Source organism: Flagellimonas sp., from assembly GCF_965601775.1.
GTDB lineage: Bacteria > Bacteroidota > Bacteroidia > Flavobacteriales > Flavobacteriaceae > Flagellimonas.
In genome coordinates, this window is the sequence record NZ_OZ271837.1 from 442461 (window position 1) to 469134 (window position 26674).

A 26674-nucleotide genomic window follows, 5' to 3' on the forward strand; every position below is an offset into this window, starting at 1 on the left:
AGAAAAAATTTGACTGGGTGGCGATGTTTATATGTTTGTTACTGGGGTGTTTTCACCCCATACCCCTCCGGAAAAGTTCCGTTTTCATAATAATGCGCTTGAGACAAAATCACATCTCGATAATTGTCCACCAAATAAAATTCGTCGGCACCCAATCGCTTCAATTCCCTAATAGCTCTGTCCCTGGTTCTTTCTGAAGAAAAGGAAAGCATTCCGCTATCAGCTTTAACATAGTGCTCCAGCTGCTTATAGGTAACATCGTACTTCTTTACCAACTCTCTTTCATGCCAGTCGTTCCATATTAGTTTTAGTTCACCCGATATTGATTTGACATTCAACAATTCATGCAACATATTGGGTATATGAGCCATACAACGATAATGAGTCGTGCATTCCCATTTTAAGTTTTCAACTGTCCTATGAGTATAAATCAGGTAACAGTTTGGTTTAAATCTTCCCATAATTATTTAACTAAATCATAATTCCTTAAGGCATCATCCTTTGTGGGCACTAAGTTTACCAAGAACATTGCATCACAAATGGTATCTTCACCTGCAGCATCTTCAACACCTGTTATTATTAGGTCTGTAAGTTCCTCACCATTTGGACTTATCAACTTATGCTGACCTCTTTCATCAATGAATACCGTCCATCGTTTCTTATCAAAATTATCTTGTGCCATTGCTCTTATTGTTTTTGGTTAATCAATTACTTTCCGTACCAACAATGTCTTGGTGTAACAGCGCATATTGAATAATCGTGACCTTCAACCTCTGACCATCCTTCATTGTAGACCCTAAAACCGATTTTATTATGTCCATCATGCTTACAATCCACATCATTGCCTGAAAGAGTTGTTGTTTTTGCCTCCTCTGTTTGTAGCCATTGCCAAACTGCATCTGTTATCTGTTCTGGATTAAGATTACCCATCATCTTGTGAGAGTCTTTGACAGAATCAGACCAATAGAGGATTAGCCCCTTTTGTTTTACAAACTTCCAGGCTTGCACCTTTCGAAAATCACCGTACTCATTTAGGAGAAGACACTTTATAGTTTGCAATAATTGCTGTTTACTTCGCCCTGTAACATTAAAATCTCTGTTATCCATATCTGTACTTGTTCTTTAATTAACCTCTATTTGGGCCATATTTTCTAGGTGGTAGATTGTTCTTTTTTAAAAACCTATCGAATATCCTAGCTGCTTTAGTAGCCTCTTCGTTAAAGTCTTGGTCTTCATTTCCAACCATACCTTCAACTGTGTCAATTGCATCTTGAATCGCTTTTAATTGAGCTTTTGTAATTTCTACTTTCATTGTACTTGTTCTTTTGGTTTAGTCAATTACTCTTCTACGTAGCCTATTGATTTTAATTTGGCGTTGTACAAGTCCCTTGGGTTGGAGTCATATTTTATTTCTTCCACCTCCAACGCTAGGTTTCCGTTCCTCTCATCTGAAATGACGATTATGTGATTCTCCTTGATTCCCAAGCCAATTCCCATAATGTCACACGTTAGCTTTCCTGTTTTTTCCATATGCAGGATGTTCCAACCCCATTGAAGCATGTTGTTGCGATAATCATGAAAAGTATTTCCGTTTTTGGTTTGTGTTCTCATCTTTTTGTTCTGTATTGAAAAATGGCACTGGTCGATTTTGTGAAGAAGGTCCAGCAAGAACTAGCAACAGCTTTCGGTGCCAGCGCCATTTTATTATCTGTGCTCAGCAACTTTTTCCATTTTGCTTTTCAACTCCCTTTCCTTCTCGGCCTTGTATGCGAAATAGGAACCCATTATCAGCATTCCGAAGAACACCCCGAAAAGGAAAGCTATTATCTGCTTATTGATCACTTCTTTCTTTGTATATGTATCTTTCATCTTGTTTTGTTTTTTTATTTAGAATCTGGTTTCAACTGCTCTTTAAAGTATTCCTGGCTCCAGTTGTAGAAGTCCTCGAATGAGGCTTTCTTGGGCCTCATTATCTTTTCGGCACGGATATAGTCCGGCATATCGTACCACTTTTTCAGATAAGGCTTGTAGTTGTCAATGTGCTCAGACTCATCGACCCCATACAGGATATTGGTCTTCATGTTGGTCTCATACTCATGCGGCTGCAGGTAGGGCTTTGCCTTTGAGAAAAAAATGGGCCATATTATCATTGAATTTCCCTTCTCCTCAATTATCAAATCCCATCCGATATGTACCTCGGTCTTCCTTACATGGTCCATATAGAGCTCCAACAATAGGAGAGAAGGGGAAACCGTAAAGAATTCGATATCCTTTTTGGATAGGTTATAAGCTTGAGGAGTCATTATGTATGGTTCGGCTATACCTTCCCATTTTTTGAAATCATCGTTGATTTCGATGGTATCGTTTCCGATTATCATGTGAGAATTGTCCACCTGTCCATTTACAAAGACAGTCAAGAGAAATAAAATCGGTGTTAGAGTCAATGCTTTCATATTCCGTGTTTTTGATAGTGGTCATTAAGCCTGTCCAATAGTTGGTTGGCCGTCTCTCTTACAATGAAGGAATCAGACCCTACGACCATACAGGCAGTATTCTTTAAATCCCGGTTTGGCCAAACCATATCGACAAGGAACATTGCCCTTGACTCTGTAGGGTCATCGTATTGCGTATCAATTTCAATGTCTGCTTTTACAGCATCCAGTTCATTGTCGTCGTAGATATATACATCAACAAATAATGGCTTTCTAAATCTCATTTATTTCTTTGTTTTTACTATTTCAATTGTTTTTTGCCTTGATTCCCCGTTGCTTATCAATGTGATATCAGAGGTCTCAAAAACATCCTTTATCCTTCCATCAGATAGGTAAATCACCACTTTGAACTTTTTGTTCATTTTCCATCAATTCAATCACTCTAAAAATCTGATAGGCCACCTGCGGCACTATTGCGTTTCCATATCCTTTGATGGATTCGTTTCTCCATTTAGGAAAGGTAATTCCGTCCAGTTCGGAGGGAAGCCCATCATCTCGGCCACAAATCGGGGATTGAGTTGGGAACTCTTCCCATTTTGGGAAAATGCATCTGGTAGACTGTTCTTTTCGTTTCGACCAGCATCCTTTAGCGACTCCTTTGTTCTCGCACCTTTGTAATCCCTCGTTGTGGGTGTTGGCAACATCTTTTTGGCAATTACATCCTCCAGTCTTTTCTTTTCCGACATCTCCGGATAACCTATCCCATTGTTGGTTGCACATCTTGGTGTTGGAAGGATATCCTTCCATTTCGGGTCGTGGACCAACTGGCTCGCCAACCCATTGTATTTTGTGCCGTTTCTGTATCCGTTCTTCTCCGCCCGTTTCCTCATGTTCTCTGGAGAATCGACTATTTCCACCGTTGACGGAGTTTGCAATAAACCAGACCCTATCCCTTCTGTGGGGAGCGTTGACGGAAACAGCTGGAAGTAAAAACGGTTGTACCTCCTACCCTTCAGCTTCCAGGTCAGCCTGCACCTCGTCGAATACCAGTCCCCCATTCCAATTAATAATTCCGAGAACGTTCTCAGGAACGACCCATTTCGGTTGAATCTCGCGGATCGCTCTAAGCATCTCTGGCCAGAGGTGGCGGTCATCTTCCTTTCCAAGTCGCTTACCGGCACTTGAATATGGTTGGCACGGGAACCCTCCACTAAGGACATCGATTCGTCCCCTGTGAATTCTAAAGTCTGTTGTCTTGATGTTGTCATAACTTATCGCCCTTGGCCAATAATGTTTTAATATTCTCTGTCCAAATTTGTTCCATTCACAATGGAAAACATTTTCCCATCCCATCCATTCCGCAGCGAGGTCAAAACCACCGATTCCAGAAAAAAGGCTGCCATGGGTCATTTTTCAGTTTATATATCCGGTCACTTTAAGTGTCTCGGGTTGGCACAACAGTTTTGAACCATTGTCACAGTGGACCCTTACCTTTCCGTTAACCAATTTTTCATGTGAGAATGTGCGCCCAACAAGACCATTCTTGGTAATAACCAAAGTGCCCGCGTTCCTGTCTAAGCCCCCTATTAATCTCTGGGCGCATTCAAATTCCCATGCAATTGCTTCTTCTGTCATTTTTTTTTCTTTTTGTTCCAATGCGCCTGTTTGCCCGACTTTACATTGTGGCACTTATGGCACATCGATTCAAGTTCTTCATCTGCGTAAGGGTCCATTCCATTATCCAGTAAAAACTGCAGCCCCTTCACATGGTCCACCACTTCCGCGGGCACGACCCTGTTCTCCCGTTCGCACTGTTCGCAGAAAGGGTTCTTTTCCCGAAACAGCCTTGATTTCTTCCTCCACCTTGTGGAGTTGTAGAAATCGTAATTGTTGTTCTTCCTTCTCCCAAAGGGTTTCCTATCGTCCCTCCATGGTCTTTTCCTTGGTTTCGGTCTATTCGGCATCGAACACGGTCTTATCGTCACCAAATGCCTCTTCAGCCGTGATGCCCGTGGGCAATTGCGCGTCTATGTATTCAGCGGTGTCACTGTCATCGTCCACACAGAGGAACTTTGTCTTGTTGCCCACCCATCTCATCAGTATGGTCGCAGGGGAACCGCCCCTGAACTTTGCATAGATTATCTCGACGTTCGCCCCAAGGTCGAACCGTCTTTGATTCTTTTTCTCGTAATCTTCACGGTTGAGTGTCGAATCCTTGTGATAGTAGCTTGGGCGATAGATGAACTCAACAATGTCCGCGTCCTGTTCAATGGCACCCGAATCCCTCAGGTCTGATAGACGTGGTCTTTTGTCACCGCCACGGGTCTCGACGGCCCTTGATAATTGGCTCAGTGCGATTATCGGTATCTCCAGCTCCTTAGCGAGCAGTTTCAAACGTCTGCTTATCGATGATATCTCGGATTCACGGTTCCCGTTACCGATGGTCTTGTCGCCCATCAGCTGCAGGTAGTCCACCACCAAGAGCTGGATGTTCTCCGAACGTTTCCATGCCTTGGCCTGTACGATGATCTCGGTTAGGTCGCCAACACCGCTGTCGTTCACATGGAGCGGGTAGACGTTCATCCGTTTGCAGTGGGCATCGTATGTCGTGAAATAATCAAGTTTCTCAAAACCGGTCTTGAGCAGTTGTTTCAGGTGGAAATCGGTATCGATGGCCACTATCCTTGCGGTCAGCTCCGCCATGCTCATCTCAAGGCTGATGAAGCCGACTGGCACTTTTCGTTTGAGGTTGCCCACCACGGTCTTCAGTGCCTTGCTTGTCTTTCCCATGCCCGGGCGTGCGGCCAATATCACCAACTGCCCGGGGCGGTAACCGCCGGTGTGCGCATCGGTGCTCTTGAATCCGGTCGTCCTTCCCACAAGCGGCACTTCCTCGTCATTGTTGGAAAGCCGCTCTATCTCGGTCTTTAGGTTGCCCAGGGATTCAGGGAAGGTAACCGTCCTACGCCCTGACTGGGTAATGTCCACTATCCGGTCAAACTGTTTTTGGTATCCGTCCAAAAGGTCGAAGACATCCGTTGCATCGTCATAGGCAAGGCCGATGATCTGACTGTTCATCTGGATCACGCAGCGTTTAAGGTATTTCTGCAAAAGGATTCTGCAATGGTATTCCGTATGCGCCGATGATGTCACCTTCTGGGAAAGCGTTATCAAATGGAAATCACCACCGGCAAGCTCAAGTTTTTCCATTTGACGGAGCTTTTCGCTGACCGTCAAAAGGTCTATTGGCTCACTTTTGGAGTACAGTTCGAACATGGCCATATAGATCAATTGGCTCCTGAACTCATAAAATGCCTTTTCGCTCCTCACAATTGAAAAAAGGATATCGGGGGCAGTGGTATCGTTGAACATCACGGATAGAACCGCCTGTTCGATATCGATGGCCGTTGGCAGTTTCTTTATGTGGTCGGTCTTACTCATCGTCTATCAGGTAACTGGGTTTGGGTTCGAAAATGTGCTTTATCTCCTTGTTCTCCAGGCCGCCGTTCTTTACCACCTTGACCACGTAGCCCACACACCTTTGCCTAAGGGACTGGGCGTTCGACTCCAATCCGGTGGCCATGAACTCGTTGCAGACCCAATGGACCAGTATTGGTCCAATATGCTTTTCAAAATCAAAGACATGCCCCATTGCGGTAAGGGAACGGATTATCCTTTCGTGGAAGGTGGGACTGTCCAAAATACATTCAAGTGCGAAGGGATTTTCCTTGTGGATATTTCCAAGAACGATCCTTAAAGAATTATCTCTTGTATATTTATAATATTTATATGTCGGATTTATTTCCGAGACATAGGGTGTAACCACACTGTTATCCAGCGAATTAGGTTGGTTCTCTTTTTCGGAAATTTTTCCGGGTTTTCTCGGATTTTTTTCCGGATTCGGAAATTTTTCCGAGTTACCATCTTCATTTTTCGGAAATTTTTCCGAGTTTTTCTCAAAGGCGTTCCAACGTTTTCCGTAAGTGGTCAACCGGAGGAAATCCTGCTTTTTTATTGTCCTATATTCTATCATTCTCTTAGCCTCAAGGGACTTGAACACACGGTATACGGTATCGGGCTTTTTGAACCAATAAGGGAGCTCTTCCATCACCTTGGTACGGCTAAGAAAATAGTAGGTCTTGCCATCGATGATCTTTTCATCCGCCCAGCTGCTCAGTTGGTTCAACAGGTCCATTAGTGCCGCTTCAGACACCTTTACGCTGTACTTCAAGCACTGCACCTGGTTAATGACAATGGTATATCTCATGCAGCATCCAGTTTTTCCTTTAGCTCCATGTTCTCTGTAGCGATAACAGCAAAAGCATCTAGGATGTCCGATTTTGACATTTTCATTTTGTCGGCCTTCCATTCAGGCCCGAAAAAAGGGTGTATGTTTTTGTTTTCATCCATTCTTTTAGATCTCAGTATTTAAAATGTGTCCAATGGATTATCCTTCCCTTATAGCCCGGACGGAACCATTTCAGGAATGTGTACACATCCACGAACCCGTCATTGTGCGCCAGGTTTTCCATTTCATGATAGCCCAATATCCTGCCATCCACCCGGAAATAGGGTTCACTGCAGGCAATCTCACAGCCGGCTTCATCATCGCATATCTCAAATTCCTGCACGGAAATACATGGAACAGGAGGAGCTATCTGCAGCATGTTGGGAGTTCTTGTGTTGATATAGAAATGGATGGCCCGTCCAGGCTTCCAGCGTTTGTTCACATCGTCCCGAATGGAATGTATCTTGGGCCTGTCCGATGTACAGGGCGGACGGTCCACAAAATATTTTTCCATTAATGGAGCACCTGGCCATTCCCACCAAAAGCCCAAGGGAATCGACTTCGCTATCTTTTGGGGAAAGCGAGTCAATTTTCCTTGTACACGTACCATCTTTTCAGGCCATTGCGTTCGAAAACCCAATATCATAGTTCAAAATTTTTAAAAAGTCTTTTTACATATCCCGCACTTTGTGGCCGGATTTCCCAAAATCGCGTGCTCGTCACAAGGCGTGTTGACACAGTAATATTTCAGATTGTCGGCCAATACCTTGCCCTCATTGTCCTTTGTCTTCCCGATTTTGCAGAATTGTCTCAAATCCATTTTGCGCGATTTTAAAAAGGGCGCGCCATGGCAGCCACGCCCTTCTAACTAAACCCTAATTAACTAACTAACTTCCCCGTTTGAAGGGAGTTACCTTTCAATGCTTTTCGCACCTCCAGCACACTTGATAGTTCATACTGGAGGATTTTTGTCTGTTTTGGTTTGCGCCGGTAATTGAACCGGTGCTTGTTGGTGGTAACCCATGGGCATGTGCGCTCGCAAATCTTCGCCACCTTAGCGGTGGAGAGCCATATATCGGCATTGCGCAATATGTACATAGGTGTTTCCAATTATCCTTTTAGGTATTGAGTGACATTTTTTGCTGTGGTGTAAAATGCTTTGCTGGGTACCAGACGGTCTCGGCCTGTTCCTCAAAATTCAAAAGCTCCTTGCCCTCATAGACCATTGTGTCCTTCACGGTGACCATTTCCCCTTTTTTGGGAGGAAAGAAATTGGCAATGCCATTTCCATTGAGCCATTTTTCCTTGGTGCACTGCACCTTTTGTCCAACTGTGTACATATCACTCTTTTTTTGATTGTTTGAAATTGCTCGCGAAGAGCAGGAGCCACATGAATGCCGAGAGCCCAAATACCGCCATAGCGTACCAGCCCTTGCCGGCATGTTCTAGGAAGAATGCGAACAGCACTCCAAGTGCCGGCTGTATGTAGCCCAGCCTATTCATGCCTTAGTTTTTCCATTACGGTTTCGACATTGGAATTGATTTCCTTGACCTGGGCAACCACGAACTCCGCATCCACGTTCAGCTGCAGTTCCTTGTAACGGATGTTCCACCAGGCATGTAGTTTTTTCTGCCCCTCCTTGGTGCCGTAGGATTCGAAGTACTGGGGCATTATGCTTGAAAAAGATGCAAACGAAACGAAGCCCTTGCCTACAAAGTCGTTCTTCAGCTTCAAGGCCGTGGCCAACAGCCATATATCATTGGTATTCGCCTTTATTGTTACCTCTTTTTTCATATATTTACCTCGATGTGACAAATAATTTGTCATGGAATACATCCCAAATATACAAATGAGTTTGAATAAATTAAAACTTGATTGAATATTTTATTAACAGGTTTGAATAATTATGTCAGATATTCTGGATAGAATCATGGAAATAGCTAGAAATAATGGCTATTCGACGGTAAACAAGTTTGCGTTAGAAGGTTTGGGATGGAAATCTTCTCAGAAGTTACAGCGACTTAAAGACCCTAATGCTTCCCCAAGCGTAGATATGTTGCTTGAAATTGCAAACAAGTTTGAAGTAGACCTTAATTATTTGATTTTGGGAAAGAAAATAGCGGAGAAAGATTCCGATACCCTAGAAATGAGAATTGCTCAAAATTGTGTTTCACTTTTAAGACCTGAACTTGATGAATTCTTTAAGATAAATGCAAACAATGCCTTGATACTTGACGAAATCAAGTATATGTTAAAGGATAAAGTTAACTCGGAGAAATCATAAGTCATTTAGGTAGGACACAGCATCCACGTATTTATCCAATTTTTCGCGCAAATATTTTCTAATCCTTTTCCTTTCCTGCTCGGTATAAGATTCACTATTCAAGAGATATGTAGAAAGTTCCTTATAAATCTTCTGCATTCTCTTTCTGTTTTTTAAGTCCGTAAAAATATAGAACTACAAGTACCACGGCGAGACATAGATTTAATAGAATCTTGGTGGAAAATTCGTTGGTAGTTGTTTTTCTAGAATCAAATAGATAAATCAATAGTTGAAAAGACAACATAAATATTGGAGCAAGCATGGCCATTCTATATTGTTTGCCCTTAGAATTCAAGAAGGCAAAAATCCAACCAGAAAGACCAACCATGAATAAGGAAACTACCCATATTCCAATACGAAGGGATGAAAAGCCGCTAAAACCCTTCATCCCTTTAAAGATTTCGAAATCGTGTAAGTATGGCAAAAATGACATTGCAATAATTAGCAATGCTACCAACAAGTTTTTAAATATCGTCTTCTTTGACTTCGTCATTATCAATTGAAACTTCCTCTACCTCTTGATCAATAGAATCATTTTCACACGATGCGATTGTAGAGGTTAATAGCACAGCAACAAACGCCGCAACAATTGTTAAACCAACTTTTTTCATAATTTGAGATTTTAAGATTAATACTACATTAATCTAAACTCAAATTATTTTCACAACTCTTTAACAGGGAACTATTTATCCAACTTTTATTAAAAAAGTTGGAGTTGTAATATAAGGTCTTTTCACAAATTAATCATTGAATAAAATCCTTAAAAAAACTAGGGGAAACCTCCATAAAAAAATCTTAATAAAATTATTAAAAAGCTTATATACAACAAATTAAGTTGTATTGATAGTGATGCTTTTAATAGTAATACACTTATTAATAAACGCTAACTTGTTTGTATAAATTCAAAAATAGTATAAACCAAAACAATTTTTATTAATGATTGCTCTTTTATTAGATCGGTTTTTATCCATAAATTATTTAAGTAAAAATTTAAACAAATCCCAGTGAAGAAAAAATACACGATACTATTGATATTGCCAGTATTACTATCAGCGCAAATAATTTGTTCGCAGGAACATTCTTTTACTTTAAATGACGACCAACTAATCTGGCAAAACGTTTACCGGCAAAACCTTAAACTAAATGATATTGAAAAGGCCATTCGACTAAAAGGACAGTTCGAGGAGTTCGCAGTTTCTGATACTCAGATTATTTGCACATTAAAACCCTTTAAATTAGATTTCAAATCCCTTGGAAAGAAATCAATGTTCACTTCGATATATATCCAACAAATGTTTTTGACCGGTCTTTTGGTAGTGGATGTAAAGGAAGGAAGACATAGGGTAACTTTTAAAAATCTCAAAATGGCCCCAAAGGAGGATACTGCATTATGGTCGGCCAATGATATTGAAGGCATCGAGTTTTACGCACTAAAGAAACATAGCCCAGGATATCGAAAGAACTTTTTGAAAAACGATGTAGAGATTTTTGAATACAACCTTAAGAAATTGGTTGATTTCAAAACAAACAATAAAGATGATGATTGGTAGAATTTTCGGAAATATTCAGAATGGTTAGTCACTGGAAGTGGAATAATTCTCCACTCTAATGTTTTCGATCAAATATTCAAAATACTCACGGTACGGTTGGGGCTTTAAATGCGTTAAAATATCCAACCCTGATTCGGATAAAGAATAGTATGGGGGATAGTTAAATCCAGACGTTTTATGTCTATTAAGTTTTGTTAGAACAATTTGCCTGCCAAAGTAACTGATTCGTTCTACATCCAAGGCTAAATCGTGATGGTCATGGATTACGTTATGATAAAAAAGCCCTAAGTTTTGCAGCTCTAAAAACAAAGAATGATATATAGGTAAATGTTCAACTAACCAAGCCTTTCGAGCCCCTTTAGAGAATACAAAAGCAGGAAATCTACCACCATCAACTAAAAAGCTACAAAAAAATTCAAATGTTCGAAGATCCTCTTTATCAATTGATTTTAGAATCTGTAATGTTTTACGTGAATAGCTTCCTGGTTTAGTGTATTCTTGAGCTAGTATTTTTGCTATCAATTCCTGCATCTCTTCCGTGGAAATAGACTTGCTATGATCAATCAAGTTCCAAAAGAAATCGTTGTCCATTTTGATTTTGTTTGGCTCATCTGATTTTAGGTGTTTTGCAGTCTTAACAGCTGTGTTCAATAAATTCTCCGTGCTTCTCATGTATTCAATGTACTGCATACCCATGATGCCTTGTGACTTTGCCTTTTCATATTCATCATGTAACATTTTTTTCCTGACCTCCCCTTCAGCCGCCCATTGACTTATTTTGAAACCAGTGGCTTTATCTATTATTGCAGTGAACCAGGTGGTATTGCCAAATTTCGAAGCTTTGTCTATAGCTGTAATAAGAGTCCCAGGATCTGACATAAATTCAATTTTCCCCTAACTTAGTGAAATAATTTGTTGATGTGCTCGGTCTTGCACATCCAATGGGAAATCATTGGTATATAGACTGGTTACGGTCCTTCTTTTGTGGCCAACAATCTGAGCGGTTATCCTTTCATCGATAAGTTTTTGCTGGGCGGTGTCGATGAAGGTATACCTGGCACTTTTAGGATGCATCACCGCCCCGAGCTCCAGCTGCTCACTTATTTTTATGAGCCCCCGTCGAAAGTTCCGGATAAAGCTATCATAGTTGCCAGTTTTATGAATGGGAACCAGGTAGGGCCTGCAGTCGAACATTTCCAAAATTTCCAAGGCCTGCGGCACGATGATATTGTTACAGGGCATTTTGGAACCACCCTTTTCCCTATTGAATATCACCCTTCCATTTTGGATGTTCTTGTCATACCTCAGTTTGGCCAAAACCTCTGGGTCAATCCCGCCAAAATAGAACATCAATAGCCAGTAGTACCGTATTTTGGAAAAGCTGGCAATCTCCCCTTTATCGCTAAGTTCAGCTTCAGCAAATTTTTTCAAATCCCCCGGGGTCGAGACCCGTTTGATTTTGGGTGGAATCGAAATCCTATGGCCACGAAAGGGGTTCTTTTCCTCACTGAGTTTGTTCCATAGGGCCCGAAGACTTCTAACATAACTGTCCACACCTGCAGGCGACCGCCCTTTTTTGAGTTCGGATTCAATATAGTGTTTTGCCTTTTGGAAGGTAATTTCGGAAAACGTTGACTTTGGGTAATAGGAATCAAAGCTCCGGACCGCGCTTAGCTTGGTTCCCTCATAACCAGGTTTAAAGGTTTGGACACAGGCATCCAAAAAAATAGGGGAGGAGCCACCAAACAACCTTTCTTTGAAGTTCTCCAGGGTAAGGCCATTTTTCAGACGGTTTGCCAATAGCTCGTTCATCCTTACCTTTATGTCTAAAAGATAATCGTTCAGCTGGTAATATTCCGGATGGTTGCTTTTTGGGGCACACCGGCTTTTGTTCCATTCAGAAGGCCTGGAATGGTACCCGGTACGGATACGTTTCTGTTTGTAGTTTCCGGAGATCTCGATGACGACCGGGAAACCTTTTTTGGTCTCGCCACTTTTCCTTTCATCAAGATATACCCTTGCCCTCATAATTCTGCATTAAAAATGCCTGAATAATTTACCGAAATATAGGCATTTCAGTAAATTCTGTCCAAATGTTGTTAATTGGTAAAGGGTCTAAAAACGCGAAAACCCCAGCAAATGCTAGGGTTTTCTTGGTGCGGTCTGGACGGGACTCGAACCCGCGACCCCCTGCGTGACAGGCAGGTATTCTAACCAACTGAACTACCAGACCAATGATTTTATCGTTTTAAGACTCTGACGACAGCCAGATTCAAATCTTGTTCAAATGCTTTTGGCAAAGCGAGTGCAAATATACACTCTCATTCGTATCCAGCAAAAATTTTTTTCAAAATTAGCGGAATGCTAAACAAACTTCTGTCGCTCAATCATAAACGTATTCAGCACCTGTGAAAAGTCAGCATTGATGTCTACTTCCACATACTTTATTTTGTATTGGGCGCATCTGAGTTTCAGTTCATCTTGATATTCCAACACTTTTTTCTGATACGCTTCTTTGATGTTTTCTGCATATAAATCGATGTGCTGTCCACTCTCGACATCCACATAGCGTTTTGGGGTGTTTTCAAAATTGAAGTCAAGCTCATGCTTTTGGTCCCATAAATGAAAAAGGACCACGGCATGTTTGTTGTATTTTAAATGACGAAGTGCTTCGAACAACTGTTGACTGTCTGTTTCATTTTGAAACATGTCAGAAAAAAGAAAAATAAGGCTTCGACGATGGATTTTCTCTGCAATTTGATGCAGGTAAGAATAGGTTTTTGTGGTTTTGGAATTACTGTTTTGCTGAACGACACCATTCAATTGTGAATATAACATTTGAAAGTGGCGCTCGCTACTTTTCTCTGAGGCATGAAAGGTATAAGTGTCCGAATAAATACTGAGCCCCACCGCATCTCTCTGCCGTTTCAACAGTTGCATTAACGCAGCGATGGCCAATACCCCAAAACCAATTTTATTTAAATTTCCCACGCCAAGTTTTCGTACCTCTGGATAATACATGGATGCGGAATTGTCCAAAATCATATGGCATCTTAGATTGGTTTCATCTTCGTACCGTTTGGAGAACAGTTTATCCGTTTTGGCAAAGAGTTTCCAATCTATATGCTTTGTGCTTTCTCCTGGGTTATAGATTTTGTGTTCCGCAAATTCGGCAGAAAAACCATGAAAAGGGCTTTTATGGATTCCGCTAATAAATCCTTCTACAATCTGATTGGCCAGAAGCTCCAGATTCTGGAATAGTTGTGATTTAGAAAGTTCAGACCGTACATCCATAGCTCAAAAGTAGCCCCAAGATAAAACAAAAAAAGGCTTGGCATTCGCCAAACCTTTCTTAAATATTATTTAGAATCGAAGCTTAAAGAACCGCTTCAATAGCGTCAGTATATGCTTTCTTTGGTGATACACCAACCTGTCTGTTTACAATCTCTCCATCCTTAAAAACAAGGACAGTAGGAATGTTACGCACTCCGTATTTAGCTGCAAATTGCTGGTTGGCATCCACATCAACCTTACCTACAACCGCCTTGCCTTCATACTCATTGCTTACTTCGTCAATAATTGGACCTACCATTCTACAAGGACCGCACCATGCTGCCCAAAAATCAACCACTACTGGTTTTTCGCTTTTAAGTACTACGTCTTCAAAAGTTGCATCTGTTATTTCTAGTGCCATTGTGTTTTATTTAATGTTCGCAAAGTTAGTCAAATAATGCCCACTTTCCTTACTGTTGAGGTATTCGTTTTCATTATCGCGCCATTGGTGTACGTTATGGCTAATTAGTTGAGTTTGTAGTATATATCATTCTGCTCCAAAACATGAAGAAGCTCGGAGCTAATCTTCACTTTTTGCTTTCTACTGGAAAGATTTAGCTTGATTTCGTCCTGCATTTCATAGACCACAAAATTTAAAGGGAGGTCTCCCTTAAATGACCTCAGTGTATCTTTTAATGTTTGAATTCGCTTTTCTTGAAGCCGGTCTATATCCAATTTAATAGTAAGCTTTTTAGCGTAGGAGTCCATTACATCCTGTAGCTGCTTAAAATCATTGAACTGTAATCGGGGGTCACCTTTTTTTCCGGTCTCTCGATTGACCCAGCCTTCGCGGACAAATACTTTGAGATGGACAAATGAATTTATCATTAAAAAGTGCCTGAACTTCAAGTAATCTTCCCCAAAAATCCTAAACTCAAAGGAATCTGTATAATCTTCCAGGGTAAAGGCGGCCCAACCTTTTCCGTTTTTGGATACGCGGTGTTGTACATCGGTGATTACTCCGGCAACCGTTAATTCTCGATTTACGTAGCCCTCAAGTTCATTGAAAGCAGAAACACTACTATTACAAAACGCGGTTATTTCCTTTTTGAAATCATCCAACGGGTGACCTGAAATGTAAATACCCACAACCTCTTTTTCCCTTCGGAGTTTTTCCATGGTACCCCAATCATCACATGGAGGAACTACAGGTTCTGGAATTTGAACTTCACTGGCTTCACCAAATAGACTTACTTGGGATGAATTCTGGTTCTCTTGAAACTTAGCTCCATACTTGACCGCTTTTTCCAAAAAGGAAATGCCATCCCCATCATGATGGAAATATTGTGCACGATGCGTATCCCCAAACGAATCAAAGCCGCCAGCCAGCGCCAAATTTTCAAAGGACTTTTTATTCGCTGCACGAAGGTCCACTCTTTTGGCCAAATCGAATACAGAACGATATGGTCCATTTTCTTTTCTATCTTCCACAATAGTTTCTACAGCGGAACGTCCAACCCCTTTTATGGCACCCATGCCAAATCGGATGGCATTGCTTTTGTTCACAGCGAACTTATAGTAGGATTCATTCACATCAGGACCTAACACTTCCAGTCCCATGCGTTTACATTCTTCCATAAAGAAAGTTACCTGTTTAATGTCGTTCATGTTGTTGGAAAGTACTGCAGCCATATATTCAGCAGGGTAATGTGCTTTCAAATATGCAGTTTGGTAGGCGATAAAAGCGTAACAGGTAGAATGACTTTTATTGAAGGCATAGGAAGCGAAGGCTTCCCAATCCTTCCAAATTTTTTCCAGGATATCCCTAGGGTGCCCATTCTTTTCCCCACCATCCAAAAATTGGGGCTTAAGCTTTTGTAGTAAAGCGAATATCTTTTTACCCATGGCTTTACGAAGTACATCTGCATCACCTTTGGAAAAACCTGCAATTTTCTGTGAAAGGCGCATTACCTGCTCCTGATAGACTGTAATCCCATAGGTGTCTTTAAGATACTCCTCCATTTCGGGCAGGTCATAGGTAATCTCCTCTTCCCCATGTTTTCTGGCAATAAAACTCGGGATGTATTCCATGGGGCCAGGTCGATACAGCGCATTCATAGCAATAAGGTCATCAAAAACCGTAGGTTTCAGATTTTTCATGTGCTTCTGCATGCCCGGAGATTCGTATTGGAATATCCCTACCGTATCTCCCCGTTGGAAAAGCTCATAGGTCTTTTCATCATCTAGGGGAAACTCATCAGGAATAAGCTCAACTCCACTTCTGGCCTTGACTATTTTTACCGTATCCTTAATTAAGGTCAAGGTCTTTAGTCCCAAAAAGTCCATTTTTAGGAGTCCAGCATCTTCAACTACTGAGTTGTCAAATTGGGTGACATATAAATCGGAATCTTTGGCTGTGGCGACAGGCACAAAATTGGTGATATCATCTGGAGTGATGATGACCCCGCAGGCATGAATTCCAGTATTTCGCAATGAACCTTCCAATACTCGGGCCATATTCACGGTTTGTCCTTCCAAATCGTCTTGCTCCGAAATGTTGAGAAGTTCATGTACTTTTTCCAACTCATCGGAACGGAATTTTTTCTTGAGGTCGGATTCCTCCATGCCAAAAATCTTATGGAGTTTCCCCATGGTAGGAATCAACTTGGCAATGCGGTCCGCGTCGTTAAGCGGAAGGTCGAGAACCCGGGCAGTATCCCGAATGGAAGATTTAGCCGCCATGGTTCCATACGTGATAATTTGGGCTACCTGATTCGCTCCATATTTTTGGATAACATAATCCATCACCTTTCCCCGTCCTTCATCATCAAAATCAATATCAATATCGGGCATGGATACCCTATCCGGATTCAGGAATCGCTCAAAAAGGAGGTCATACTTCAGTGGGTCAATATTGGTGATGCCAAGACAGTAAGCAACTACCGAACCTGCAGCGGAACCACGCCCAGGTCCCACGGAAACCCCCATGTTTCGGGCTTCACGGATAAAGTCCTCAACTATCAAAAAGTAGCCGGGATACCCTGAATTTTCGATGGTCTTTAGTTCAAAATCAATGCGTTCCGTGATTTCATCGGTAATTTCACCGTATCGATTTTCTGCACCTTTATAGGTGATATGCCGTAAATACGAATTTTCACCACGCTTGCCTCCATCCACTTTGTCCTCCTCAACTTTGAATTGTTCAGGAATATCAAACTTGGGAAGTAGAACATCTCGAGCCAATTCAAAAGGGTCGATTTTATCAATAATCTCCTGAATGTTCAAAATTGCCTCGGGAAGGTCATTGAAAAGGGCCTTCATTTCTTCTTCGGACTTGAAGTAGTACTCTTGATTGGGAAGTCCATAGCGATACCCCCGACCACGACCTATGGGTGTGGCCTGTTTTTCGCCATCTTTTACGCAAAGTAAAATGTCGTGCGCTTCGGCATCCTTTTTATCACAGTAATAGGTGTTGTTGGAAGCAATCATCTTCACCCCATGTGTCTTGGACAACTGAATCAAACTTTGATTCACCCTGTCTTCGTCATCTTGATTATGACGCATGACCTCGATATAAAGGTCGTCCCCAAATTGGGATTTCCACCATAGCAAGGCTTCTTCCGCTTGTTTTTCACCAACATTTAAAAGTTTGTTGGGTACCTCACCATATAAATTACCCGTAAGGGCGATGACATTCTCTTTGTATTGCTCAATGATTTTTCTATCGATTCTTGGAACATAGTAAAATCCATCAGTGTAAGCAATCGAGGACATTTTGGCCAAATTGTGATAGCCATTTTTGTTTTTGGCCAGCAGCACAATTTGGTAGCCGTAGTCTTTTACGTTTTTATTGGTATGGTCTTCGCAGACAAAAAACTCACAACCCAATATGGGGATGATTTCTTTATTCTTTGGTGTTTCGCCTTGTTCTTCGAGCTGCTTGTTTTCTTCTCTAACCGCTTTATTGTGGTTTTTCACTTCTTTCACAAAGTGAAAGGCACCCATCATGTTGGCATGGTCAGTCAGGGCCACTGCAGGCATCCCATGGTTTGCAGCGGCCTTGACCAGACCCTTAATATTCATTGTGGACTGAAGTACCGAGAATTGAGAGTGATTATGAAGATGGGCAAAAGGAGCATCCACCAAACTTTCAGCATTGCTGGTAATGTCTTCTTCGGATATTTCACCTGTTGCTTTATCCCAAAGCGCATCCGCTATTTTTTTTGATGCGGCTTTTAAATTGATATGTTTTAGCCCAATGAGTTCAATTTCCTTTGGATTGGCCTCTGAAAAATGTTCAAAATAATCAGGCTGTACATCCAATTCCTTTATGGAATAGTGTTGTTTTCGAACCAACTCCAAAAAACATCTTGTAGTGGCCTCAACATCTGCTGTAGCATTGTGAGCTTCGGCAAAAGCTTCACCAAATAAAAATTCGTGCAGTTCTGTCAAAGTGGGCAACTTAAACTTTCCACCTCTTCCTCCGGGAATCCTACAAAGCTCTGCTGTGGATTCGGTACAAGTATCTAAAACGGAGAGCTCAGCCATTCTGTTTGAAATACCCATTCGATGAAATTCGCATCCCATGATATTGACATCGAAATCCACGTTTTGACCGACTACAAACTTGGCTTTGGAGAGGGCTTCATTGAAAAGTTCCAAAGTTTCATTTAAGGGAATCCCATCCTGTTCTGCCAATGCCGTCGAAATTCCATGAATCTGTTCCGCTTCATACGGAATATTGAAACCTTCAGGTTGAACCAACATGTCTTTCTGTTCCACCAAATTTCCCATATCATCATGCAATTGCCATGCAATCTGAATACATCGTGGCCAATTGTCAGTATCGGTAATGGGTGCATCCCAACGCTTGGGAAGTCCTGTGGTTTCAGTATCAAAGATTAGGTACATAAAGAAAATTCTAGTCTGTTCTAGCGCAGTCGAGAACTGCGTAAAGCCAATAAATAAAAATAGACAAGATGTGTGATTTCAAAAAATAGAGTTGTTATCATTTATCAACGGATAAAAAACAGCTAAACCATTGGGTATTCAATGAATTGAATTATATTTGCACCCGCTTTTAGAGAAAAGGCGAAGGAAAAGATTCCCGTTTTCACGGGAATAGGATTAATAATCAGGGTCGGGCACCCTACAAATTAATGTGATATGCCAGTAAAGATTAGACTTCAAAGACACGGTAAAAAAGGTAAACCTTTCTATTGGGTAGTTGCCGCCGATTCAAGATCAAAAAGAGACGGTAAATTTTTGGAAAAATTGGGAACCTACAATCCCAATACCAATCCTGCTACCATCAATTTGGATGTAGATAGTTCCGTAAAATGGTTGCAAAACGGAGCGCAGCCTACCGATACTGCTCGTGCCATCCTTTCTTATAAAGGAGTAATGTTGAAAAACCACTTGTTGGGTGGTGTGCGTAAAGGTGCATTGACCGAAGAGCAAGTTGAAGAAAAGTTCAGCGCGTGGTTGGCCGAAAAAGAAAAAGGTATTCAGGCTAAAGTAGATGGTTTGGACAAGGCCAAAGCGGATGCAAAAGCCAAAGCGTTGGAAGCTGAAAAAGAAGCCAATGAAAAGCGAATTGCTGCTGCACTTCCTGAAGTAGAAGAGGAAGCCACTTCCGCTGAAGCTGCAGAGGCTCCTGCTGAAGAGGCAACTGAAGCTGTTGAAGCTGCTGCTGAGGAAGCTCCGGCTACAGAGGCGTCTGCCGAAGAAGAATAAAAGAGATATCGATGCGCAAGGAAGAGTGTTTCTACCTGGGCAAAATCGTATCAAAATACAGTTTTAAGGGTGAGGTATTGGTAAAATTGGATACCGACGAACCTGAAATTTACGAAAACATGGAATCAGTTTTTGTTTCATTAGGAAACAATCTGGTTCCATTTTTTATTGACCGTTGCCGACTGCATAAGTCTGCTTTGCTCCGCATAGATTTTGAAGAAGTAAAAGATGAGGCCGCTGCAGATAAACTATTGGGGTCAGAGTTGTTTCTTCCTTTGCAAATGCTTCCGCCTCTTTCTGGGAACAAATTCTATTTTCATGAGGTAATCGGTTTCCGATTATTGGATGAAGTCCACGGGGATATCGGTATCATCAAGGCGGTAAATGACAGTGCTTCCCAAGAGCTTTTTGAAGTGGACAAAGATGGAAAAGAACTGTTGATCCCTATAAATGATGATATTATCACTAAAGTGGATAGGGAATCCAAGACCATTCATGTGAAAACTCCAGAAGGACTTGTCGATTTGTATCTCTAGCTCAAAGGAAAAAGAGTCCTTTTAGGACTTCAGTTTTTATTTGTTGAATTATAGGGTCTATTTTTTCCATTTTCCTCCGCCAACGTAGAAACCTATAGAAATTCCAAAATAAGAGTTTTTAATTTCAGCTGTTTCGCCTTCATCTTGAACTTGAGATTCGCCAATAAGGTTATAGGATGCTGTAAATCGTAGCTTTCCAAGTTCAAAGCCTGCTCGGATAAGGCCGCCGAACTTACCTGTAGTTTTGGCATCTGGGATTGTATCATTTCCTGCAAATTCAAAACCAACATCAGCCAAAGAAATATATCCAACACCGATACCCATAAAAGGGGAAAATATAGAGCCCTTATTGTTGAAATATTGGTCAAACGTACCAAGGAATGACAAACTGCTAGTTAGGTCAGTCTCAACAATACTATTTGTGAAATTGACATCCTTTACAGCTAGTGAATTTTCGATTCGAAAACCAATGTTCATATTACTGCCAATATTATATTTAGATTCTAGGGCTACCAGAACACCTTCACCTGCATCTGGGATAACGTAGCCCAAATCAAGACCTATCCTAAACTTATTTTCTTCCTGCGCGTTTGCAAATGGGAGAATCACCAAAAAGGCAACCACAATTAAAAAGATTTTTTTCATGAAAAATGTTTGAATTTTGATTTAGTAAGCTCCTTACAACATATTAGCGCCGAAAATAGGAGCTAACAGCAGTTCTTAATTAATCGATTGACCAATGACGGGTTTGGACTGATGGAACTCTCAAAAAGATTGACGGATTTCTGGCATTATTTGTCTAATTCCTTCCATAGTATATTTGTGCCAATGGAACCTTTTAAATTCAAACAATTTACCGTTCACCAAGATAAATCCGCCATGAAGATTGGTACCGACGGAGTCTTATTGGGTGCATGGACCTCCTTGGAACATCATCCGGAAAGCATTTTGGATATTGGGGCAGGAACCGGGGTCATTGCCTTGCAAATGGCACAGCGTTCGAGTGCAGAACTCATCGATGCCATAGAATTGGACGAAAGTGCCCACGAACAATGTGTCGAAAATTTTGAAGCTTCTCCATGGGCCGATAGGGTGTTTTGTTATCACGCTGGGTTGGACGAGTTTGTGGATGAGCTGGATGACAAATATGATTTAATTGTTTCCAATCCGCCATTTTATGAAGAACAAGTTTCCAGTGGTGATGCTTCACGAGATGTTGCCCGTCAAAATCAATCCTTACCGTTTAATGAGTTGCTGGAAGGAGTAGCTCAGTTGTTGAACAATGATGGCTTTTTTTCGGTAATCATGCCTTTTAAAGCGGAGTCTGGTTTTGTGGAAATGGCTTCTGGTTACGGTCTATTTCCTGTGAGAATAACTAGAGTTCGAGGAAACCTTTCAAGTAAAATTAAACGAAGTATGATACAATTTGGATTTGTCCAAGTGAATCCAACAGAAGATGAGCTGGTGATTGAAAAAGCGAGGCACGAATACACCCAAGCGTATATCGAGCTGACCAAAGACTTCTATTTAAAAATGTAGAAAAGGCGTTGTGCGTTCTTATATTTCCTTCCTACCTTTGAGAAGTTAATTAACCTGTCATTCCATACTTGATATGGAGTCCAAATAGAGTTTTATAGTGGATTCCTGCCTTCGCAGGAATGACAGTTACGAATTTGTTTTGCATGAAGCCTGATTTGTTTGAAGCTCCCGATTATTACAACCTAGACGATTTACTTTCCGAAGAACACAAATTGGTTCGCGATGCCGCTAGACAATGGGTAAAGCGAGATATCTCTCCAATCATTGAAGAATATGCCCAGAAAGCAGAATTCCCTAATCAAATTATTGGTGGACTGGCAGAAATTGGCGCTTTTGGCCCATACATTCCTGAAGAATATGGTGGTGCCGGACTGGACCAAATTAGTTATGGGCTGATTATGCAAGAAATTGAAAGAGGGGATAGTGGGGTGCGCTCTACGGCATCTGTACAATCTTCTTTGGTGATGTATCCCATTTTTGCCTATGGAACTGAAGAACAACGTAAAAAATACCTGCCCAAGTTGGCTTCTGGAGAATGGATGGGTTGTTTTGGACTTACTGAACCCAATCATGGTTCCAATCCAGGCGGAATGGAAACCAAATACAAAGATATGGGCGACCATTATTTGTTGAATGGCGCCAAACTCTGGATTTCAAATTCACCTTTTGCCCATGTTGCCGTAGTTTGGGCAAAAAATGAAGAAGGCCGTATACACGGACTGATTGTGGAACGTGGTATGGAAGGCTTTTCCACCCCGGAAACCCATAACAAATGGTCGCTTCGTGCTTCGGCAACTGGAGAGCTAATTTTCGACAATGTAAAAGTTCCCAAAGAAAATCTATTACCCAATAAAACGGGACTTGGTGCTCCATTGGGTTGTTTGGATTCGGCTCGCTATGGAATTTCATGGGGCGCTATTGGTGCCGCGATGGATTGTTATGACACCGCATTGCGCTATGCCAAAGAGCGAATCCAGTTTGGGAAGCCTATTGCAGCGACTCAACTGCAGCAGAAAAAGTTGGCCGAGATGATTACGGAAATCACCAAAGCGCAGCTATTGGCCTTTCGTTTGGGACAATTAAAGAATGAAGGAAGAGCTACTACGGCCCAAATTTCCATGGCCAAACGAAACAATGTGGAAATGGCTATCAAGATTGCCCGCGAAGCTCGCCAAGTATTGGGTGGAATGGGAATTACCGGGGAATACAGCATCATGCGGCACATGATGAATCTTGAGAGTGTGATTACTTATGAAGGAACCCATGACATCCATCTTTTAATAACCGGAGCTGATATTACGGGACATCCCGCCTTCAAATAAACTGTCGACTTTTGGATTTCTGTAGGTACAGGGCTGGCGCTTTTGTTTTTAAGCGTTATTTTTCCTGATAAATTTGAACCTATGGATGCCAGTTCTAGAAGAAAATTCTTAAAACGAGTGGGGCAAGGGACTTTGGGCTCTTTAACACTTCCAGTTTTTGGAAACACATTGCAAACTCATTGGGAATCCATTGGGCTAAAAGATTTTAAAGAGGATTCTGAGGACTTCTGGCATTTGGTAAAATCTCAGTTTAATCTAGCGGATGGACTCCATTACTTTAATAACGCTTCATTAGGCGCTTCATCAACCCATATACAACAAGAAACACATCATTTTAGAAATGTTTTAGATGGCTTTCCTTCCAAATATATGTGGGGTGGTTGGGAAGACGAGAAAGAGGAAGTACGAAAAAAAGTAGCTGATTTATTTTCGGTTTCTTCGGAAGAAATCGCCTTGATTCATAACACCACCGAGGGGATGAACCTGATTGCACGTAGTTTTAATCTTCAACCCGGAGATGAGGTAATATTGGCAAACCATGAACACGCTAGTGGTACCATTCCGTGGGAGGTATGGCAGGAAACTAAGGGCATCAAATTGATACGACCTGAATTGCCCATTCTTCCCGAATCGGTATCGGATTTGGTAGATATCTACAAAAAGGCCATTACGCCCAAGACCAAAATAATTTCTATGTGTCATATTGTGAACACTAATGGAATGATTTTGCCGGTTAAAGAGGTTTCAAAAATGGCTCATGAAAAGGGGATTTTGGTTGGTGTGGATGGAGCTCAATCCGCGGGGATGTTTACTATCAATTTAAAGGAATTGGATTGTGATTTCTACACAGCCAGTTCGCACAAATGGTTGTTCTCCCCAAAAGGTGTAGGTATTTTTTATGCCAAAAAAGAAAGTCAGGAACACCTTAAACCCTTAATGGTGGCTCGAGGTCATAAAGATAAAAGCATTCGTAGACTAGAGAACTACAACACTAGAAATCTTGCTGAAGTTTTAGGATTGGGGGCATCTGTAGACTTTCATAACACCATCGGTGCGACAAGAATTCATGAGCGTACGTTTGAGTTGAAAAAATACTTCCGTTCAAAAATTGAGGGAGATGAGAGGTTCACCACTAAAAGTCCAGTTTTGGATGAACTTTCAGCAGCTATCCAGGTTGTTGAACTCAAAGGAAAAGATGTAAAGACCGTAAAGGAAGAACTTTGGAACAAGTATGGAATTGATTGCCGACCTATGTCAAGCCACGGTTTAAATGCATTGCGTCTCTCCTTTGCTATTTTTATTACCAAAAAAGATATTGACTATCTCATTGGTGCGCTCCAAGATTTAGCAGTATAATTTAAACTACTGCTTTTTCAATCGTGACTTTTATTGACTTGCTTATAGGTGTCTGACTCCTATCGGCAAAATGATTGTGCGGAACCAATAGATTGGTTTCAGGATAATAAGCGGCTAAATTCCCTTCGGGAATATCATAAGGAATTACCTTAAAATAGGTTGCCTGGCGTTGCTTTCCATCATACTTGCTAGTAAGGTGAACCACATCATGTTTTTGCAACCCTTTGGATTTCATATCGGATTCATTCATGAACAGTACCCTTCGCTCATTATAAATTCCTCGATATCGGTCATCCATTCCATAAATCGTAGTGTTGAACTGGTCATGGGAACGAATGGTCATAAGCATTAGTTCATTTGCCTCTAAGTCGTGCTTTGGCAGCTGGTTGATTGTAATTTGGGCTTTGCCATTGGGGAGATGGCTAAAATCTAAGGCCCTCGCATTATTGGGCAAGTAGTACCCTGAACCTTTGGATTTTTGTTCTGTATCTTCAAATCCTTTGGCGATTTTGTCAATGTACTCTCGAATCAATGCATAATCATTTCCCAATTCCTTCCAAGGAACCGAATGTGAACTTTTGAAAAAAGTATCGGCAATTTCTGCAATAATCTTTGGCTCACTTTTGATATTTCCTTTAGTAGGTTGAAATAGACCTTTGGACCAACGCACTTTTCCCATACTGTTTTCCGTGGTGATGAACTGCGCTTTCCCATTTTGTTCGTCTTTTTCCGAGCGCCCCAAAGTGGGTAGAATCAAGGCCGTTTTTCCGGTGACCAAATGGGAACGATTTAGTTTAGTGCTAATCTGAACGGTCAATTCGCAGTTTTGGATGGCCTCCGCGGTATATTGGGTATCCGAAGCGGCCATCAAAAAATTACCACCCAAGCAAACGAAAACCTTTGCCTTTTCCTCGTGCATGGCCTGAATGGCCTCAACCGTATCATAACCCAGTTTGGTGGGAGGCACAAATCCAAAGTGTTTTTCAATTCTTTCATTCAAAGGCACGTTTACGTAGTGATGTATCCCAACACTTCTGTCTCCCTGTACGTTGCTATGCCCGCGAACAGGACAGGTGCCAGCATTTGGTTTCCCTATGGCTCCCTTTAGAAGGAGGAGGTTCACAAACTCCCGAATATTTTCAACTCCGTTTTTATGCTGGGTCAAGCCCATGGCCCAACACACAATAATTTTCGATTTTTTGGACAACAACTCTACCGTGGGATCAATTAATAGCTCATCAACTCCACACTGTTCCAAAAGATGGGCTTCTTCGTAATTTTCAAGGTCAGCAACAAGTTTATCATAGCCCTCTGTGTATTTTCCAAGAAACGCATGATCAAAAACTTGTCCTTCATTTTCCAAGTCCTTTTTTAGCAACTTCTTCAACAGTAGTTTCACCAAAGCAATGTCCTGGTTAATGTTTACCTGTAAGTGAATATCGGCTAAAGCTACTCCGTTGCCCAGCCAGCCTTTTATTTTTTGTGGATTTTTAAAATTGACCAACCCAGCTTCTTTCAACGGGTTTATGCTGATTATTTTGCCTCCATTTTTTTTGCAAGTTTCTAAAGCGGATAACATTCTAGGGTGGTTGGTGCCTGGATTTTGCCCAGCAACGATGACCACTTCGGCATGATAAAAATCTTCTAATTTTACTGAGCCCTTTCCAATCCCTAAAGTTTCGCTCAGGGCTACGCCGCTACTTTCATGGCACATATTGGAACAATCCGGCATATTATTGGTGCCCAAAGCTCGGGCAAGCATACCATATAAAAAGGCAGCTTCATTGCTTGAGCGTCCTGAAGTATAAAAAATGGCTTCATCAGGAGATTTCATCTTATGAAATTCATTGGCCATCAATTGATAGGCTTCTTCCCATGAAATGGGTTCATAATGCAGACTGTTCGGCCGTAGAACCAGAGGCTCAGTGAGCCTTCCGTGCTTATTTAATTCAAAATCTGATAACGACGAAAGTTCTTCAACGGAATACTTTTGAAAGAATTCGGCTCCAATGTTTTGGGTGGTCACTTCATCTGCCAATGCCTTGGCCCCGTTTTCACAATACTCCACACCAGCTTTCGGTTTTTCGGGGTCGGGCCATGCGCAACTGGGGCAATCGAATCCGTTTTTTTGGTTCATTTTGAACAGTCCCTTTATCCCTTTTGTTACGCCCATCTCCTTAAAAGTGTGTTGCAAGGCATGTTGTACGGATGGGGAACCTCCCGCGTATCCTAAAGGTTCTTTGAATTCTCCTTTTTCAGAAAATGAGAGAGGGCCTGTGAGTGAGATATTGCGTTGAAATTTAGATGACATAAAGGTG

The 26674-nt window shown here is 41.5% G+C and carries 36 protein-coding genes and 1 tRNA gene; 7 read left to right on the forward strand and 30 right to left on the reverse strand.

The window, feature by feature from the left end; genetic code table 11:
- Positions 1 to 38: 38 nt before the first annotated feature.
- The 19 genes from ACSLUF_RS02115 to ACSLUF_RS02205 all read right to left on the reverse strand — a co-directional run bounded on the left by ACSLUF_RS02115 (position 39) and on the right by ACSLUF_RS02205 (position 8515).
- Positions 39 to 371, reverse strand: a complete 333-nt coding sequence (locus tag ACSLUF_RS02115) for a hypothetical protein (protein WP_435624487.1) — start codon at positions 369 to 371, stop codon at positions 39 to 41.
- 92 nt (positions 372 to 463) lie between these two features.
- Positions 464 to 682, reverse strand: a complete 219-nt coding sequence (locus ACSLUF_RS02120; RefSeq protein WP_435624488.1) for a hypothetical protein — start codon at positions 680 to 682, stop codon at positions 464 to 466.
- Positions 683 to 708: 26 nt separating this feature from the next.
- Positions 709 to 1107 carry a hypothetical protein gene (locus tag ACSLUF_RS02125; protein WP_435624489.1) on the reverse strand — a complete coding sequence of 133 codons (399 nt, stop codon included), beginning with the start codon at positions 1105 to 1107 and terminating at the stop codon, positions 709 to 711.
- A 19-nt stretch (positions 1108 to 1126) separates the two neighbouring features.
- Positions 1127 to 1312: a hypothetical protein gene (locus ACSLUF_RS02130; RefSeq protein ID WP_435624490.1), complete on the reverse strand. Its 186-nt coding sequence runs from the start codon at positions 1310 to 1312 to the stop codon at positions 1127 to 1129.
- A 26-nt stretch (positions 1313 to 1338) separates the two neighbouring features.
- The gene (locus ACSLUF_RS02135) at positions 1339 to 1611 is read right to left on the reverse strand and encodes a hypothetical protein (RefSeq protein ID WP_435624491.1); all 273 of its coding nucleotides are present in this window, start codon (positions 1609 to 1611) and stop codon (positions 1339 to 1341) included.
- Between the two features lie 93 nt (positions 1612 to 1704).
- Entirely contained in the window at positions 1705 to 1869 is a 165-nt protein-coding gene (locus ACSLUF_RS02140) for a hypothetical protein (RefSeq protein WP_435624492.1), read from the reverse strand.
- Between the two features lie 14 nt (positions 1870 to 1883).
- On the reverse strand, positions 1884 to 2453 hold the full coding sequence (locus ACSLUF_RS02145) for a hypothetical protein (protein ID WP_435624493.1): 570 nt from the start codon (positions 2451 to 2453) through the stop codon (positions 1884 to 1886).
- A complete protein-coding gene (locus tag ACSLUF_RS02150; protein ID WP_435624494.1) occupies positions 2450 to 2716 on the reverse strand; it encodes a hypothetical protein in 267 nt (88 codons plus the stop codon). Before ACSLUF_RS02150 ends, ACSLUF_RS02145 begins: the two co-directional genes overlap by 4 nt.
- Positions 2717 to 2854 (reverse strand): hypothetical protein, encoded by a 138-nt coding sequence (locus tag ACSLUF_RS02155; protein ID WP_435624495.1) that lies wholly within the window; start codon positions 2852 to 2854, stop codon positions 2717 to 2719.
- Positions 2855 to 2902: 48 nt separating this feature from the next.
- The gene (locus tag ACSLUF_RS02160) at positions 2903 to 3349 is read right to left on the reverse strand and encodes a hypothetical protein (protein WP_435624496.1); all 447 of its coding nucleotides are present in this window, start codon (positions 3347 to 3349) and stop codon (positions 2903 to 2905) included.
- 88 nt (positions 3350 to 3437) lie between these two features.
- Positions 3438 to 3842 carry a DNA cytosine methyltransferase gene (locus ACSLUF_RS02165; RefSeq protein ID WP_435624497.1) on the reverse strand — a complete coding sequence of 135 codons (405 nt, stop codon included), beginning with the start codon at positions 3840 to 3842 and terminating at the stop codon, positions 3438 to 3440.
- Between the two features lie 3 nt (positions 3843 to 3845).
- The gene (locus ACSLUF_RS02170; protein ID WP_435624498.1) at positions 3846 to 4067 is read right to left on the reverse strand and encodes a hypothetical protein; all 222 of its coding nucleotides are present in this window, start codon (positions 4065 to 4067) and stop codon (positions 3846 to 3848) included.
- Positions 4064 to 4396, reverse strand: a complete 333-nt coding sequence (locus tag ACSLUF_RS02175) for a hypothetical protein (RefSeq protein WP_435624499.1) — start codon at positions 4394 to 4396, stop codon at positions 4064 to 4066. The genes ACSLUF_RS02170 and ACSLUF_RS02175 overlap by 4 nt, the downstream gene beginning before the upstream one ends.
- Positions 4386 to 5873 (reverse strand): replicative DNA helicase, encoded by a 1488-nt coding sequence (locus ACSLUF_RS02180; protein WP_435624500.1) that lies wholly within the window; start codon positions 5871 to 5873, stop codon positions 4386 to 4388. The genes ACSLUF_RS02175 and ACSLUF_RS02180 overlap by 11 nt, the downstream gene beginning before the upstream one ends.
- Positions 5866 to 6699, reverse strand: coding sequence for a hypothetical protein (locus ACSLUF_RS02185; protein WP_435624501.1), 834 nt, complete (start codon positions 6697 to 6699; stop codon positions 5866 to 5868). The genes ACSLUF_RS02180 and ACSLUF_RS02185 overlap by 8 nt, the downstream gene beginning before the upstream one ends.
- The gene (locus ACSLUF_RS02190; protein ID WP_435624502.1) at positions 6696 to 6842 is read right to left on the reverse strand and encodes a hypothetical protein; all 147 of its coding nucleotides are present in this window, start codon (positions 6840 to 6842) and stop codon (positions 6696 to 6698) included. The genes ACSLUF_RS02185 and ACSLUF_RS02190 overlap by 4 nt, the downstream gene beginning before the upstream one ends.
- 11 nt (positions 6843 to 6853) lie before the next feature.
- On the reverse strand, positions 6854 to 7366 hold the full coding sequence (locus tag ACSLUF_RS02195) for a hypothetical protein (protein WP_435624503.1): 513 nt from the start codon (positions 7364 to 7366) through the stop codon (positions 6854 to 6856).
- Positions 7367 to 7838: 472 nt separating this feature from the next.
- The gene (locus tag ACSLUF_RS02200) at positions 7839 to 8060 is read right to left on the reverse strand and encodes a hypothetical protein (RefSeq protein ID WP_435624504.1); all 222 of its coding nucleotides are present in this window, start codon (positions 8058 to 8060) and stop codon (positions 7839 to 7841) included.
- A 155-nt stretch (positions 8061 to 8215) separates the two neighbouring features.
- Positions 8216 to 8515 carry a hypothetical protein gene (locus tag ACSLUF_RS02205; protein ID WP_435624505.1) on the reverse strand — a complete coding sequence of 100 codons (300 nt, stop codon included), beginning with the start codon at positions 8513 to 8515 and terminating at the stop codon, positions 8216 to 8218.
- Positions 8516 to 8627: 112 nt separating this feature from the next.
- On the opposite strand from ACSLUF_RS02205, the gene ACSLUF_RS02210 reads away from it, so the two are divergent.
- Positions 8628 to 9005, forward strand: coding sequence for a hypothetical protein (locus tag ACSLUF_RS02210; protein WP_435624506.1), 378 nt, complete (start codon positions 8628 to 8630; stop codon positions 9003 to 9005).
- Here the strand turns inward: ACSLUF_RS02210 and ACSLUF_RS02215 are convergent.
- From ACSLUF_RS02215 to ACSLUF_RS02225, 3 genes are all read right to left on the reverse strand, one after another.
- Positions 9000 to 9143 carry a hypothetical protein gene (locus ACSLUF_RS02215; protein WP_435624507.1) on the reverse strand — a complete coding sequence of 48 codons (144 nt, stop codon included), beginning with the start codon at positions 9141 to 9143 and terminating at the stop codon, positions 9000 to 9002. The two genes, ACSLUF_RS02210 and ACSLUF_RS02215, sit on opposite strands and share 6 nt — an antisense overlap.
- Positions 9127 to 9432, reverse strand: coding sequence for a hypothetical protein (locus ACSLUF_RS02220; protein ID WP_435624508.1), 306 nt, complete (start codon positions 9430 to 9432; stop codon positions 9127 to 9129). Before ACSLUF_RS02220 ends, ACSLUF_RS02215 begins: the two co-directional genes overlap by 17 nt.
- 76 nt (positions 9433 to 9508) lie before the next feature.
- The gene (locus ACSLUF_RS02225; protein ID WP_435624509.1) at positions 9509 to 9655 is read right to left on the reverse strand and encodes a hypothetical protein; all 147 of its coding nucleotides are present in this window, start codon (positions 9653 to 9655) and stop codon (positions 9509 to 9511) included.
- A gap of 393 nt (positions 9656 to 10048) precedes the next feature.
- Here ACSLUF_RS02225 and ACSLUF_RS02230 point away from each other — a divergent pair, with 393 nt between their 5' ends.
- Positions 10049 to 10594 (forward strand): hypothetical protein, encoded by a 546-nt coding sequence (locus tag ACSLUF_RS02230; RefSeq protein WP_435624510.1) that lies wholly within the window; start codon positions 10049 to 10051, stop codon positions 10592 to 10594.
- Between the two features lie 24 nt (positions 10595 to 10618).
- Here the strand turns inward: ACSLUF_RS02230 and ACSLUF_RS02235 are convergent, their stop codons facing one another.
- From ACSLUF_RS02235 to dnaE, 6 genes are all read right to left on the reverse strand, one after another.
- Complete coding sequence (locus ACSLUF_RS02235) at positions 10619 to 11473, reverse strand: DUF2806 domain-containing protein (RefSeq protein ID WP_435624511.1); 855 nt, start codon at positions 11471 to 11473, stop codon at positions 10619 to 10621.
- A gap of 15 nt (positions 11474 to 11488) precedes the next feature.
- The gene (locus ACSLUF_RS02240) at positions 11489 to 12622 is read right to left on the reverse strand and encodes a hypothetical protein (protein ID WP_435624512.1); all 1134 of its coding nucleotides are present in this window, start codon (positions 12620 to 12622) and stop codon (positions 11489 to 11491) included.
- A 131-nt stretch (positions 12623 to 12753) separates the two neighbouring features.
- A tRNA-Asp gene (locus ACSLUF_RS02245) sits at positions 12754 to 12827 on the reverse strand.
- Between the two features lie 131 nt (positions 12828 to 12958).
- A complete protein-coding gene (locus ACSLUF_RS02250; protein ID WP_435624513.1) occupies positions 12959 to 13888 on the reverse strand; it encodes a DUF58 domain-containing protein in 930 nt (309 codons plus the stop codon).
- Positions 13889 to 13970: 82 nt separating this feature from the next.
- Complete coding sequence (gene trxA, locus ACSLUF_RS02255; protein ID WP_435624514.1) at positions 13971 to 14288, reverse strand: thioredoxin; 318 nt, start codon at positions 14286 to 14288, stop codon at positions 13971 to 13973.
- 104 nt (positions 14289 to 14392) lie between these two features.
- The gene (dnaE, locus tag ACSLUF_RS02260; RefSeq protein ID WP_435624515.1) at positions 14393 to 18778 is read right to left on the reverse strand and encodes a DNA polymerase III subunit alpha; all 4386 of its coding nucleotides are present in this window, start codon (positions 18776 to 18778) and stop codon (positions 14393 to 14395) included.
- 255 nt (positions 18779 to 19033) lie between these two features.
- On the opposite strand from dnaE, the gene ACSLUF_RS02265 reads away from it, so the two are divergent.
- Both ACSLUF_RS02265 and rimM read left to right on the forward strand, forming a co-directional pair.
- Positions 19034 to 19603 carry a 30S ribosomal protein S16 gene (locus ACSLUF_RS02265; RefSeq protein ID WP_435624516.1) on the forward strand — a complete coding sequence of 190 codons (570 nt, stop codon included), beginning with the start codon at positions 19034 to 19036 and terminating at the stop codon, positions 19601 to 19603.
- An 11-nt stretch (positions 19604 to 19614) separates the two neighbouring features.
- On the forward strand, positions 19615 to 20139 hold the full coding sequence (gene rimM, locus ACSLUF_RS02270) for a ribosome maturation factor RimM (RefSeq protein ID WP_435624517.1): 525 nt from the start codon (positions 19615 to 19617) through the stop codon (positions 20137 to 20139).
- A gap of 57 nt (positions 20140 to 20196) precedes the next feature.
- Here the strand turns inward: rimM and ACSLUF_RS02275 are convergent, their stop codons facing one another.
- Entirely contained in the window at positions 20197 to 20784 is a 588-nt protein-coding gene (locus ACSLUF_RS02275) for a hypothetical protein (protein WP_435624518.1), read from the reverse strand.
- A gap of 183 nt (positions 20785 to 20967) precedes the next feature.
- On the opposite strand from ACSLUF_RS02275, the gene ACSLUF_RS02280 reads away from it, so the two are divergent.
- The 3 genes from ACSLUF_RS02280 (at position 20968) to ACSLUF_RS02290 (ending at position 24356) form a co-directional block, all read left to right on the forward strand.
- On the forward strand, positions 20968 to 21678 hold the full coding sequence (locus ACSLUF_RS02280; protein ID WP_435624519.1) for a tRNA1(Val) (adenine(37)-N6)-methyltransferase: 711 nt from the start codon (positions 20968 to 20970) through the stop codon (positions 21676 to 21678).
- 143 nt (positions 21679 to 21821) lie between these two features.
- The gene (locus tag ACSLUF_RS02285; protein WP_435624520.1) at positions 21822 to 23000 is read left to right on the forward strand and encodes an acyl-CoA dehydrogenase family protein; all 1179 of its coding nucleotides are present in this window, start codon (positions 21822 to 21824) and stop codon (positions 22998 to 23000) included.
- An 81-nt stretch (positions 23001 to 23081) separates the two neighbouring features.
- The gene (locus tag ACSLUF_RS02290; RefSeq protein ID WP_435624521.1) at positions 23082 to 24356 is read left to right on the forward strand and encodes an aminotransferase class V-fold PLP-dependent enzyme; all 1275 of its coding nucleotides are present in this window, start codon (positions 23082 to 23084) and stop codon (positions 24354 to 24356) included.
- Position 24357: 1 nt separating this feature from the next.
- Here the strand turns inward: ACSLUF_RS02290 and ACSLUF_RS02295 are convergent, their stop codons facing one another.
- Complete coding sequence (locus ACSLUF_RS02295; protein WP_435624522.1) at positions 24358 to 26667, reverse strand: FdhF/YdeP family oxidoreductase; 2310 nt, start codon at positions 26665 to 26667, stop codon at positions 24358 to 24360.
- Between the last annotated feature and the right edge of the window lie 7 nt (positions 26668 to 26674).